The 12,973-nt window shown below is 47.6% G+C and carries 13 protein-coding genes and 1 tRNA gene; 8 read left to right on the top strand and 6 right to left on the bottom strand.

The window, feature by feature from the left end; genetic code table 11:
• Positions 1–11 precede the first annotated feature (11 nt).
• From MKZ32_RS13610 to MKZ32_RS13590, 5 genes are all read right to left on the bottom strand, one after another.
• A tRNA-Phe gene (locus MKZ32_RS13610) sits at positions 12–87 on the bottom strand.
• Between the two features lie 174 nt (positions 88–261).
• Entirely contained in the window at positions 262–1,917 is a 1,656-nt protein-coding gene (gene groL, locus MKZ32_RS13605) for a chaperonin GroEL (protein ID WP_239797766.1), read from the bottom strand.
• A 96-nt stretch (positions 1,918–2,013) separates the two neighbouring features.
• The gene (locus MKZ32_RS13600) at positions 2,014–2,304 is read right to left on the bottom strand and encodes a co-chaperone GroES (protein WP_239797765.1); all 291 of its coding nucleotides are present in this window, start codon (positions 2,302–2,304) and stop codon (positions 2,014–2,016) included.
• A 563-nt stretch (positions 2,305–2,867) separates the two neighbouring features.
• Positions 2,868–3,134, bottom strand: coding sequence for a BolA/IbaG family iron-sulfur metabolism protein (locus MKZ32_RS13595; protein WP_239797764.1), 267 nt, complete (start codon positions 3,132–3,134; stop codon positions 2,868–2,870).
• A gap of 308 nt (positions 3,135–3,442) precedes the next feature.
• Positions 3,443–3,988: an Lcl C-terminal domain-containing protein gene (locus tag MKZ32_RS13590; RefSeq protein ID WP_239797763.1), complete on the bottom strand. Its 546-nt coding sequence runs from the start codon at positions 3,986–3,988 to the stop codon at positions 3,443–3,445.
• A gap of 258 nt (positions 3,989–4,246) precedes the next feature.
• Between MKZ32_RS13590 and MKZ32_RS13585 the strand changes: the two genes are divergently transcribed.
• The 3 genes from MKZ32_RS13585 to MKZ32_RS13575 all read left to right on the top strand — a co-directional run bounded on the left by MKZ32_RS13585 (position 4,247) and on the right by MKZ32_RS13575 (position 7,239).
• Positions 4,247–4,684 (top strand): hypothetical protein, encoded by a 438-nt coding sequence (locus MKZ32_RS13585; protein WP_239797762.1) that lies wholly within the window; start codon positions 4,247–4,249, stop codon positions 4,682–4,684.
• Between the two features lie 112 nt (positions 4,685–4,796).
• Positions 4,797–6,110, top strand: coding sequence for a M23 family metallopeptidase (locus MKZ32_RS13580; protein WP_239797761.1), 1,314 nt, complete (start codon positions 4,797–4,799; stop codon positions 6,108–6,110).
• 28 nt (positions 6,111–6,138) lie between these two features.
• On the top strand, positions 6,139–7,239 hold the full coding sequence (locus MKZ32_RS13575; RefSeq protein WP_275584327.1) for an anhydro-N-acetylmuramic acid kinase: 1,101 nt from the start codon (positions 6,139–6,141) through the stop codon (positions 7,237–7,239).
• 212 nt (positions 7,240–7,451) lie between these two features.
• Here the strand turns inward: MKZ32_RS13575 and erpA are convergent, their stop codons facing one another.
• Positions 7,452–7,802 carry an iron-sulfur cluster insertion protein ErpA gene (gene erpA / locus MKZ32_RS13570; RefSeq protein WP_239797759.1) on the bottom strand — a complete coding sequence of 117 codons (351 nt, stop codon included), beginning with the start codon at positions 7,800–7,802 and terminating at the stop codon, positions 7,452–7,454.
• 482 nt (positions 7,803–8,284) lie between these two features.
• Here erpA and MKZ32_RS13565 point away from each other — a divergent pair, with 482 nt between their 5' ends.
• Genes MKZ32_RS13565 through MKZ32_RS13545 form a run of 5 tightly spaced genes read left to right on the top strand, consistent with a single transcriptional unit; the run spans position 8,285 to position 12,835 of the window.
• Positions 8,285–8,911, top strand: a complete 627-nt coding sequence (locus tag MKZ32_RS13565; protein WP_239797758.1) for a PepSY-associated TM helix domain-containing protein — start codon at positions 8,285–8,287, stop codon at positions 8,909–8,911.
• 60 nt (positions 8,912–8,971) lie between these two features.
• Complete coding sequence (locus MKZ32_RS13560) at positions 8,972–9,490, top strand: DUF2271 domain-containing protein (RefSeq protein ID WP_239797757.1); 519 nt, start codon at positions 8,972–8,974, stop codon at positions 9,488–9,490.
• Positions 9,491–9,516: 26 nt separating this feature from the next.
• Positions 9,517–10,332: a DUF4198 domain-containing protein gene (locus MKZ32_RS13555; RefSeq protein ID WP_239797756.1), complete on the top strand. Its 816-nt coding sequence runs from the start codon at positions 9,517–9,519 to the stop codon at positions 10,330–10,332.
• 2 nt (positions 10,333–10,334) lie between these two features.
• Positions 10,335–11,339 carry an FAD:protein FMN transferase gene (locus MKZ32_RS13550; protein ID WP_239797755.1) on the top strand — a complete coding sequence of 335 codons (1,005 nt, stop codon included), beginning with the start codon at positions 10,335–10,337 and terminating at the stop codon, positions 11,337–11,339.
• Positions 11,339–12,835: a flavodoxin domain-containing protein gene (locus MKZ32_RS13545; RefSeq protein WP_239797754.1), complete on the top strand. Its 1,497-nt coding sequence runs from the start codon at positions 11,339–11,341 to the stop codon at positions 12,833–12,835. The genes MKZ32_RS13550 and MKZ32_RS13545 overlap by 1 nt, the downstream gene beginning before the upstream one ends.
• The last annotated feature ends 138 nt before the right edge of the window (positions 12,836–12,973 follow it).

Raw genomic sequence — 12,973 nt, 5'->3', positions numbered from 1 at the left:
AAACTATTAATTGGTGGCCCGGGGCGGAATCGAACCACCGACACGAGGATCTTCAATCCACTGCTCTACCAACTGAGCTACCAGGCCTATGCGAAGGTGCGCATTATAACGATAAAACGCGATTTAAGAAACCTCAGAATTGAGATAACCGTAAATAGGGCGCACTACGTAGTAGTGCCAACTTTACTTTTTGCCGATTTCAAAAACAAACCCTGCACGAGGCAGGGTTTGTCAGATTCAACAGCAGATAAATTGCAACAATTACATCATGCCGCCCATGCCGCCCATGCCGCCCATACCACCACCGCCGCCGCCGCCCAAATCAACGGCAGGCTTGTCTTCGTGTAACTCAGCCACCATGCATCCAGTGGTTAGCATCAAGCCAGCGATAGAAGCAGCATTTTGCAATGCGATACGCGTAACCTTAGTAGGATCGACTACGCCCATTGCCAGCATGTCGCCATACTGTCCACTCGCAGCGTTGTAGCCATAGTTGCCTTTGCCTTCCAGCACTTTGTTGACCACTACTGAAGGCTCGTCACCTGCGTTATCTACGATGCAACGTAGTGGTGATTCCATGGCACGCAACACAATGGTAATGCCCGCGTCTTGGTCATGGTTGTCCCCCTTCAAGCTTGCCACTACTGCCTTGGCGCGCAACAAGGCGACGCCGCCGCCGGGAACAATTCCTTCTTCCACTGCTGCACGGGTCGCATGCAGCGCATCTTCCACGCGCGCTTTTTTCTCTTTCATTTCAACTTCAGTTGCAGCACCAACTTTAATCACTGCCACACCGCCAGCCAATTTGGCCTTACGCTCTACCAGTTTTTCTTTGTCATAATCACTGGTTGCCTCTTCGAACTGTTTGGAGATTTGAGAGATACGGCCCTGGATCGCTTCTTCATTACCTGCGCCATCAATAAGAATGGTATTTTCTTTATTTACTTCTATACGCTTGGCTTGACCCAAATCCGCGAGAGTAGCCTTTTCAAGTGACAAGCCGACTTCTTCGGCAATCACTGTACCGCCAGTCAGAATAGCAATGTCTTCCAGCATGGATTGACGCCTGCTGCCGAAGCCCGGAGCCTTAACCGCAACTGTCTTCAGAATTCCACGGATGTTGTTCACCACTAGAGTAGCCAGCGCTTCGCCATCTACATCTTCAGCAATAATTAACATCGGACGACCCGCCTTGGCAACTTGCTCCAGCAGCGGCAACAGATCACGAATGTTGGAGATTTTTTTGTCGTGCAACAAAATGTAGGGGCTTTCCATCACTACATTTTGCTTTTCTTGGTCGTTAATAAAATATGGCGACAGATAGCCGCGATCAAACTGCATACCCTCGACCAATTCAAGTTCGTTATCGAGCGATTTACCATCCTCAACGGTGATTACACCTTCTTTACCTACCTTGTCCATCGCGTCAGAAATAATCTTGCCTATATTGGCGTCAGAGTTAGCAGAAATTGAGCCAACTTGAGCAATTTCGGTAGAAGTAGTGCATGGCTTAGACAACTTCTTTAATTCCTCTGCTACTGCAAGGACTGCCTTGTCGATACCGCGCTTCAGATCCATCGGGTTCATACCAGCAGCTACAAATTTCATGCCTTCCTGTACGATGGACTGTGCCAGCACAGTCGCGGTAGTCGTGCCGTCACCCGCTACGTCAGAGGTTTTAGAAGCCACTTCTTTGACCATTTGCGCGCCCATGTTCTCGAACTTATCCTTCAGTTCGATTTCCTTGGCGACAGACACACCATCCTTGGTGATTGTGGGCGCGCCGTAAGAGCGCTCCAATACTACGTTACGACCTTTCGGGCCAAGAGTTACTTTGACCGCGTTGGCTAAAATGTTAACACCTGCAACCATTTTACTGCGTGCACTATCATGAAATTTCACGTCTTTTGCTGCCATGTTTATTTCTCCTAAAGTTATTTGGTTTCTTCACTTCGGTCTTTACCGAAGGTCACCTCATCCTGCCGAAGGGCAGGAAAGACCGTATATTTGAAATTAAGCTTCGATTACGCCAATAATTTCTTCTTCATGCATGGTTATGTATTCTTGGCCTTCTATTTTAAAAGTCTGACGAGCGTGTTTGCCGAACAAAACTTTATCGCCAACTTTTACAGACATCGGGAGTAGTTTGCCGTCATCACCGTATTTACCGTTACCTACAGCGACAATTACGCCTTGATCAGGCTTCTCAGTAGCGGCATCAGGAATCACAATTCCGGACGCAGTTTTACGTTCTTCTTCCATGCGCTTGATAACGACACGATCATGCAAAGGACGGACCAACATATTTTATTCTCCTTAAACAAACAATTAACAAAATAACGACATCTCTAGTTAGCACTCGATGCCAGAGAGTGCTAATAATAAGGGCGGAGCGCACATATTTCAAGAGCACAATGAAAATTTCTTTAATGGAGGTTACGAGGGGATGGTGACGGATAACTTGAAGTGCAACATCAAACATTGGCTAAAGAATGCCCCCAATGGTATTCAGAACATCTGATCTTACTTAGAAATAAGATTGAAACTTAGGCATAGGATTGAACCTATCAATCTTCCACCGCACCTATTTCACAGTTGGGCTAATCAATATTCATGACTGTGGGAGATAAAAAAATCAGTCGCTAGTTTCAAACCAATAGTTTTATGCTACACAGGCGCCGTGTAGTTGTTGAACATCATGGCATAGCGTACATTTCTTTTTGGATATGAAGTAGCTATATGGTTATGGTAGTGCCACTCCCTCAACTGCTTGTTGAGGTACCTAGGATTGTCGAGGCAAGCGTGCGACCTCATCTCGGATCAGCGCCATCATGGCCGCCGTTGAACCTGTGCCCATGTTTACGATGCTAAGCGCTGGGCGGTGTTCTGGTTTTTAAACTATCGACTGCGTGAACGGGAGCCGCGTCCCCCGCCATCAAGTGAGCGATCGCACTGTACACCATTCGCTGGCTCTCAAGCATGTTTTTGCCAGCGAACGCAGACGACGTCACGTTAATACTAAAGTGTCCTCCGCCACCGCTCACCTCGGCCTGTGAACTAGGAATCTGCCGTTCGATTGCCTCTTGTAGCGCGTCAATGACGGAGCCTTTGAAATCAGTAGTGTGGCAAGACATGGTTATCCTCAAATTTTTTTGTAAGTTATTTAATAGATGGTATCGAAATATCGAATGGTCAAACGCCACCAACCCTGATCGCAAAGGTTATAGAGATTCTTGATCGATCATTAACTGATCGACAATTGCCTAGACTGTGCAAATTATAGTAGCAATAGCCAAGCAACTTTTTAGAACTTTAACATTCACTTTACATTTCACGCAAGTGGAAGCCTTGTCCAATGTGTATGAGGTTGAAGCGAACAAACCGGGGCGAATTCAAGAAGTGGGTTGATCATCGCAAGGATGGTGATCAGCGCTAAGGTTCCTCATGGATAAACTGAATTCTCCACTGCCCCCGTAGCATCGATGGGAACGGCAAATTGTCCCGTACGCACTAATCTTACCCGACCACCGTCACCACGTTGGTGGAAATCCACTTTGCCATCGTAAAAACTGACACCCCAAGCAAAGGACGAGTTATCTTTCGCAGGCTCAATCGACCAGAAATGTGCAGCAGGTGTTGGCCATTTCATTGGAAAGATGGCTGTATTAATCGCCGGATTTCTAACGCTTGTATCCACTATACTTGATAGTTCATTTGCAAAGGGCAGACGCCAAGCTTTACCTGTGGACATCGCTTCGTGTTTAGCTAAGGCTAGCGCTTGATCCCAAGTATAAGCGGTTGCGACCCCAGTACAGCCAGTGGTAATCGTCAGCATGCCCTCAGGACAACGCCGCCAGATTCGGCCAGTCTTGTTGTCAGTGACTTCGCTGCCATCGGTCGAGATTTCGAATCGGGTCGGGATTGCAATATCAGGGTTGCTTGGTTTGGCCTGAATGTTGCTTTGCGGCAGGGACGAGGTAGTTGTCATGGTTAATGGTCTCCGTAGGGTTTGGGATAGATTGAGTGTTTCATAAATTTGCGTGATGATTGTTCAGAATTTACTCATTGCAAAAATTTTTTGCAATGAGTAGTGCGGTTATTTATGATGATCCATGAATTGAATTCAATAGTATTTAGACATCTTTGCATATCGCGACGAATCCCACAAAGCTTAAGTTTTTCATGCCATGGAACGGTAGGTGTTATCGGCATATTTGGTCTTCACAATTGCAGCTTCAGAAAACTTATGAACAAAGAGTCGGTCATGAATCGGGTATTCAATTCCTTCGTTGGCCATATTGTAAAGGTGCTGGAGAATTTAAATTTTGAACATGAGCACTGCATCAATGTGTCTCGCTTCGGCGAAGCACTTTTTTCCTTCTCACGCCTTCTTTCCAGATCAGGCCGAAAGACTTCACAGTTGATCCAAGCATGGAGTTTTACCTGCGTGTCACTCATAGGTGTCAATCTGGTAGTCCGTGTTTCACACATCAAAAAAAACGGGATATGTGGGTGTGAGCATGGAAGATTGGGTAGAGAGATAATGGATAATTGTCTCAAAATTCTGGCCGTAACTGGTGCCTCAGGGTGCAGTTGGTGGTTGGTTTTTAGAGGAACCCTAAAATATTTAACCGCTTATACTTATATTTTAACCATTGGTCGGTATCTGGCCGGTGGATTTTGAGGGATGGCGACTTTCTGGTAAAGTTACGCATAATTGAAAATTATAGTGTTCATGACCTTAACTCATAGCCTTATTTATGAGAGAACGCGATAGCCAGGAGACGCAAACGTAAATGCTAAACCAAAACACCCTGACACAAGAAAAAAAATTAAAGCTGCGCTGGCTTGTTGCCTTATCCAGCTTACCCTTGCTTGGCGTGGTTACTGCATTTGGAATTGTACCGCAGTCTGATAATACCTATACATCTCTTACGATGGTCGCGGAAGAAATCGTGCTGCCCCATGACACGCTAGCTATCACTAGTGCCACGAATTCGAAGGCCGCCACATTTTGGCGCAATGAACGTGTGCAACGCGGAGATACAGTAACTGAGCTTTTGCGTCGTATGCAAGTAGAAGATTCCTCTGCCAGCGAATATCTGCGTCGCGATAAAGCCGCAGCATCTTTCCGCCAACTTGCTGTAGGTAAATTCGTGCAAGCTGAAACCAATGCGGATGGTAGTCTGCTGGCGTTACGTTACCTTGATAACAACGGTAACCAAGTTGTTATCAAGAAAGGTACTGGCGGCCTCATGACCAGCATACAGCCCCCTCTGGTTGAACAACGTCTGCTCATGCGTACTGGCGAGATTAGCAGTACTCTGTTTGCTGCAACCGATGCAGTTGGCCTGCCGGAATCGACCGCCAACCAATTGGCTGAAATTTTTGGTAGTGATATTGATTTCCATCGTGATCTGCGCAAAGGGGACAAATTCAGCGTGGTTTACGAAATGGATTATAGCAACGGCGAACCGGTTCGTGCCGGACGTATTCGGGCTGCCGAATTCATCAATCAAGGTGAGAGCTACCGTGTGGTCTATTTTAAAGCTGACAGCAGTCATGGCGATTATTACACACCGGATGGTAAGAGCATACGGAAGGCATTTTTGCGCTCACCACTTGAATTTTCACGCATTAGTTCCGGTTTCAGCCTGTCGCGTTTTCATCCAGTTCTGAACACATGGCGTGCGCATAAAGGCGTGGACTATGCCGCAGCATTAGGCACCAAGGTTAAGGTAACTGCCGATGGGACTGTATCCTTTGTCGGCAAACAAGGCGGTTATGGCAACGTTGTGATAGTGGAGCATCAGAGCCGCCACACCACTGTATATGGGCATCTATCTCGTTTTGCTAGCGGCTTACGCCGCGGTCAGCGTGTGGGGCAGGGGGATATTATTGGCTTTGTCGGTATGACTGGTTTGGCCACGGGTCCGCACTTGCATTATGAGTTCATGGTCAATGCTCAACATCGCGACCCCTTGCGTGCTGCATTGCCGGATGCAGTCCCTCTGGATAACGTGCAGAAGCTTGCCTTCCAAGAAGCTACCCGCAGCCTGACCGCACGCTTGGGCTTATTGCGCGATACTAACTTGGCTAAACTTGACTGAACAAAATCACGCTGAGCAGATTAAAATAATTCAGAACCATTCTGAATTATTTATAGGTATTATGTCTGGCACCAGCCTGGACGGAATTGATGTTGTCTTGGTTGATTTCTCCACTAGTTATCCTAAATTGCTCGCTACTTACTTCCAAGCTTATGGAAGTAAGCTCAGGGACGCGTTACTAGTCCTGCACCACCCTGCCAATGATGAGCTGCATCAGATGCATTTAATTAGTAATGAATTGGCGAGCTTGTATGCGGCAGCAACAGCAATCTTACTGCGCGCAGCTGATATCACGCTCGGTCAGGTACGCGCTATTGGCTGTCACGGACAAACTATACGTCATCGTCCTAGCGAAGGTTATACCCTGCAATTGGGTAATTCGGCCTTGCTGGCCGAATTGAGCGGTATCACTGTAGTTAGTGACTTCCGCAGCCGTGACATCGCTGCGGGAGGACAAGGCGCCCCTCTCGTTCCTGCTTTTCACGACAGAGTATTGCGCCACCCAAGCATTCATCGCGTTATTGTCAACATCGGTGGCATCAGCAACCTTACTAATCTGCCACCCAAACGCCAAACTACAGGCTTCGATTGCGGCCCGGGCAACTTGTTGATGGATGCATGGGTTGCCCTACAGTGCGGGGAGCTTTATGATCGGAATGGTGCGTGGGCTGCCAGCGGACAGGTCATTCCAGCGCTGCTACAGAAATTGCTGGACGAACCTTTTTTGCATGCCATACCGCCGAAAAGCAGCGGGCGTGATTTATTTAACCTAGCTTGGCTGAAGAGCAAACTAAGTGGCGACGAAGCACCTGTCAATGTACAGGCCACTCTGCTCGCATTTAGCAGCCGCGTTATCTCAGATGCAATCCATTGTTTTTGTGATGGCGCGCAAGAGATTTATTTGTGTGGTGGTGGCGCACATAATCAAACTTTGGTACAAAACCTGCGCATTTCCTTACCGGACTGCCGCATTCAAGCGACTGATACATTAGGCATGGGAGTTGATTGGCTGGAGGCTATCGCTTTTGCCTGGCTGGCACAGCAACGTTTATACGGTGATACCGTCAATTTGACCGCCGTTACTGGTGCACGTCACCCTTGCATACTTGGTGCTATTTATTCGGCTTAATTTCATGCCGGTACTACATTTGGCATAGTAGCCGCAAGCAGTATGAATTTGGTACCTTCATCCCCCTGTCGTTAGAATGACGACAGGTAGGGGCTGGATGTCTAGAGTTGATTTAAGGTCACATGTTCAACGTTTATTGCATGATCCGCAAGAATGACAAAACAAACAGTTTGTTAATGTGCAACACTACATAACATGTTTATATTATTTGGTTAAACTGAAAAAGATGATCCACAGCCACAGGTAGAAGTAGCGCCTGGGTTCTTGATGACGAATTGCGAACCTTCTAATCCATTCTGATAATCAATTTCTGCGCCCACTAGATATTGGAAGCTCATCGGGTCAATTAATAACTGTACGCCATTTTTATTCAGTACGGTGTCGTCTTCATTGGTTATTTCATCTAAAGTAAAACCATATTGAAAGCCGGAACAGCCACCACCGCTTACGGCAATTCGCAACTTCAAGTTGGAATTATCTTCTTCTTCAATCATTGCTTTAACCTTATTGGCCGCACTGTCGGTAAACACCAGTGGATCTTGCATTTCCGTTACTTCGTTCATGACTACCTCCGTAAATTTAGTTTAACTAATTATTTTCCACTATTTAGATTGAATACCATAGCTTATTTAAGTTATAGCATTACCTAATGCAGCTTAATAATAGGAATTAATACTTAATCGGTTTATGATACTTGAAATTAAGTTGGTACGCTATATTTAGCCTTGTCCAATGTGACATGTGCTTGAATGAGAGCTGTATTTTCAACGAGCAATGAGCCTGAAGCGACCCAATTGAGGTTGAATTGAATGAATGTTGATCATCGAAAGGATGGTGGTCAGCATGAACCAAATAGAGTTTTGTACGATTGAGCAATTTCTCAGCATCTGTACCTGCAAATCTGTCTATTGCTTCACAGCTTATCTTAGCTGTATAAAGTTGCCATCTACCGTATCAATATTGTACTAGTTTATTATAGAGGGCTTTGGTATAATGCGATTAATTCTCACTATCATCAAAAATTAAAGCTTCTTCACAAGATTCAATGCAAAAACTACCTGCGCAGCAGAAGCGCGCTTTTTGGCTTCGCCAACTTTATCTATGGCATTGGATAAGTTCTGCTGGATGTTTGGTTGGTATGCTGCTTTTTGCAGTAACCGGACTAACGCTTAATAATGCCAGTCATATTGAGGCGAAACCGATAGTCAAGAAGTCAACAATCGTTTTGCCCGCATCACTGTTGACGTATTTACAAGCTCAGCCCGTTAGCAATAAAGCATCGTTACCGCATGCAGTGGCGGATTGGCTGATGGGTAGTATGGATATTGATGCCGCTGACAAACCGGCAGAGTGGTCGGCAGAAGAGGTTTATGTTTCGCTGCCGCGTCCTGGCGGTGATGCCTGGCTAAGCATAAACCGTGAAAGCGGTGAAATGGATTATGAAATTACCAATCGCGGTTGGATTTCTTACCTGAATGATCTGCATAAAGGCCGCAATACAGGTACGGCTTGGAGCTGGTTTCTGGATGTATTTTCATCCATGGCGCTGGTGTTCAGTCTGACAGGTTTATGTCTGCTTTACATGCATTCAGCCAATCGCCCATCTACTTGGCCGTTAGTGGGTATAGGAGTGGTAATACCATTAGTGCTGGCCATTTTGTTTATTCATTAGCGAGCAGAGGATAGTTTATATTCGCTGTTCATTATTAACATTCTTACACGGAGTTGATATATGCGTAACTGGGTTCCTCGATTAATACCGTCGCTGGTGGCTGGCTTGTTCGCCCATCAGGGCGTCGCTGCTGAACTGAATATCAAGGTAGCAATACCACAAATCAATGCTTCGGAATATCACCGTCCCTATGTGGCGATATGGATTGAAAAGCCCGATCAAAGTATTGCGAGAAGCTTGGCCGTCTGGTACAGCCAGAAATCTGGGGCGGAAGGACCGGGAACAAAGTGGTTAAAGGATCTCCGGCAATGGTGGCGTAAAGGGGGGCGCGATGTTCAGATGCCGATGGATGGCTTATCTGGCGCAACACGGCCGGTTGGAGATCAGAGTCTAAGTTATAACGATAGCAAGTCACCTTTGGCACCTGGCGAATATCGACTGGTGGTCGAAACGGCACGCGAAAAAGGTGGCCGTGAATTAGTGCGCATCCCTTTTAGCTTGCCCGTCAAAAAATCAGAAATTCAAAAAGCAAGCGGGCAGGTGGAGCTAGGTACCGTTAATCTTGAAATCAAGCCTTAAATCTTTATTCCTGACTGGAGACTTTCATGTACAAACCATTTAAATATGCCTTACTGTCAACTGGCTTTGCCATCCTTTCCGGACTGGCTTCTTTGCCGGCGCAGGCACATAACACATGGCTGCTGCCATCGAGCACCGTGCTATCGTCCCCCCAATTTGTAACGTTTGATGCAGCAGTTTCCGAGGATTTTTTTTACTTCACTCATCGCCCCTTAGCCATAGATACCCTTATTATCACTGCGCCTGACGGCAGCAACCTCGTTTCCGCTAATGTTGTTAAAGGTGAATTACGCACGACGTTTGACGTAAAGCTGGAGAAAAACGGCACTTATACGTTAGATATTCCGCGTAGCGGCCTGCGAGCCAGCTGGAAAGTTGATGGCAAACCCAAACGCTTCATGGGGAGCGCGGAAGCATTCGCCAAGGAGGTTCCTGTAGCCGCGCAGGATCTGGAAATTGGCGAATCCGTGACGCATGTCGTCACCTTCGTGACGGTTGGCGCCCCTACAGCAATCAAACCAACTAACCATGGGTTGGAACTGGTGCCCGTTACGCATCCAAATGATCTCATTGTTGGAGAGCCAGCGGAATTCCAGTTTATGGTAGATGGCAAGCCCGCTTCTGATGTTAAAGTTGAAGTAATGAGTGGCCAAAGTCGCTATCGCAATGCGCTAGGTGAAACCAGGTATACATCCGATAAACAGGGCAAAGTAAAAATTACCTGGTCGCAGCCTGGCATGTACTTCCTTAATGCCGTGCTCAAGGATAACAAAGTAAGTGCGAAGCAAGCCAAGGAGCGTAGCCTTTCATATGGCGTTACGCTGGAAGTGCAAGCGCAATAATCTTGTTGCAACGCAGAGTTATTATTCCGCCGCGACTGGCTGACTTACCGACTCGCCTGCCAGCCGGAGAGGTGCTCGATGTGTCCGGGGAGGCGATGGGTACATATTGGACCGTCAAGTGGGTTGATGAAGGTGTTGTTAGTCCTGAATCGCTGACTAGCCGGATCGAGCATGTCATTGCGCGGGTCATTGATGAAATGAGTACCTGGCAAGAAGATGCTTTTATCAGTCGCTTCAATAGTGCTCCGGCTAACAGCGATTTTGCTCTCCCAGCCTGTTTTGCTCATGTGCTGGAGTGTGCGATGCAGCTTGCTGTAGATACTGGTGGCGCATTCGATCCCACCGTCGGGCCTCTTGTGAATCTTTGGGGATTTGGCCCTGATCGCCCCATTACACAGCCGCCTACACAGATTGATATTGCTGCTGCACAAACATTGTGCGGATGGCGCCGTGTCGTTGTGACGGATGGCTATATTTGCCAGCCGGGTGGGCTTTATCTGGACTTTTCCGGTATTGCCAAAGGATACAGTGTTGATCTGATTGCGGACAGTTTGCGCGGTCTAGGGATACATAACTTTCTGGTGGAAGTGGGTGGCGAACTTTCCGGTAGCGGCATTAAGCCGAACGGGCAGCCATGGTGGGTAGCACTGGAAGCGCCGGAATTGCAGGGACAAGATCAGCAATCAATTGTCGCGCTATACGGATTGGCGGTCGCAACGTCTGGTGACTATCGTCGTTATTTCGATCACCAAAATATTCGCTACTCGCATACCCTTGACCCGCGTACAGGCTATCCGGTAGCCGATGCACCGTTTGCGGTCAGCGTATTGCATAGCTCCTGTATGCACGCCGATGCACTGGCAACGGCGCTGACTGTACTGGGTGTGCAGGCGGGACTTGAATATGCAGTGCATCGCCATATTGCAGCCATATTTACCCAAATGGAGGCGGGTAAGCCGGTGCAATATGTTTCCCCAGCAATGCTGGAGATGGTAGAGGAAGTCTGATGAGCAGGATGATTCTTGCCGGGCTCATTATCCTTACTTACTTGGCTCTGAGCGTATGGGTCATTCGCCGACATCACAAAAAACAATTGGTATTTCAGGGAACGGAGCGAGCAGATGTGTTGCTGGCTTTTGCCAGTCAAACGGGGCATGCAGAACAACTGGCCGTGCTTACCTCTGAGATGCTGCTTGTGGCGGGGTTGCCGGTTCAGGTCAAGCCTTTATCCGCAGTGACGACGGAAATGCTATCCGGTTTTCGTCGTGTACTGTTCGTCGTCAGTACCACTGGTGAAGGTGATGCGCCCGAAAACGCGGTGGATTTCATGCGTGCTGAGATGCATGGAACCCGCAGGCTTGACACTCTTGAATATGGCTTGTTGGCTTTGGGTGACCGACGTTATAGCAATTTTTGTGGTTTCGGTCACTTGCTGGATACTTGGTTGCAACAATCCCATGCATTGCCGTTATTTGACATGGTAGAGGTGGATGATGGCGATGCAGGCGCGCTACGTCATTGGCAGTCACAACTAGGCCTGTTAACGGGATCGACCGCAACTACTGACTGGAATACTCCTATATATCAATCCTGGCGCCTCAAAGATCGCCAGCTTCTGAATCCAGGCAGTGCAGGAGAGGCTGTATATCATCTTAAACTGGAAGCCTTGGAGTCCAGCGAGAGCTGGCAAGCTGGCGATATTGCTGAAATTGGTCCGCGTAATTCTCCTGAGGCTATCACGAGGTTGTTAAGCGTGTTGGGATTGCAGGCCGAAGCTGTGGGCAATGAATATGGGGCAACTTTAAGTCAATGCCTGGCTGACCGGTCACTTCCATTCAGTGTTGCTGACATGGATGTGTTGCGAGGTTTACCGCCTAAGGCGCTGGTGGCAGTATTGAAACCGCTTTCACACCGTGAGTACTCTATTGCCTCACTACCGCATGAAGGACTTGAACTCGTAGTTCGCCAATTCCGCCATGAAAATGGGCAGCTAGGGCATGGTTCCGGGTGGCTGACAGAATATGCGAGGATCGGAGATGAAGTCGCCTTGCGTGTGAGGCGGAACATTGCATTTCATGCTCCTGCAAATGCGACACCGCTGATACTTATTGGTAGCGGTACCGGTATTGCAGGTTTACGTGCGCACCTAAAAGCCAGTATAGGTGCTGGCCAGCACCGTCATTGGCTGTTTTTCGGCGAACGTAATAAAGCGCACGATGACTATTTCGGCAATGAGTTGCAAGGGTGGCATCAACAGGGCGTATTGACCCGATTGGATATTGCATGGTCTCGCGATCAAGATAAACCGATTTACGTCCAGGATATGATCCGTAACGCAGTGAATGAATTGCGTATGTGGTTGCATGACGGTGCTACTATCCTGGTTTGCGGTAGCGCCAACAGAATGGCACCTGCTGTGCATCATGCGCTGGTTGAAATCGTAGGAGATAAGGCAATGGCCACATTAGCTGCTAGTGGGCGATATCGGAGAGATGTCTATTAGTCTGTGATGTTAATTCAGACGCTCAATAGAAGTGCCTTCGCAGGAATAATGCTGTCTGTTCTAGGTCTAAGACATGAAACTGAAGATTGCAACCTTGCTAACAACAGTGAGTAGCCTTTTGCTATGAGCAACGATAGG

The sequence above is a fragment of the Candidatus Nitrotoga arctica genome, assembly GCF_918378365.1.
Taxonomy (GTDB): Bacteria; Pseudomonadota; Gammaproteobacteria; order Burkholderiales; family Gallionellaceae; genus Nitrotoga; species Nitrotoga arctica.
Note: the sequence above shows the minus strand (reverse complement) of the source record. Positions and strands in the feature narration are given on the sequence as shown.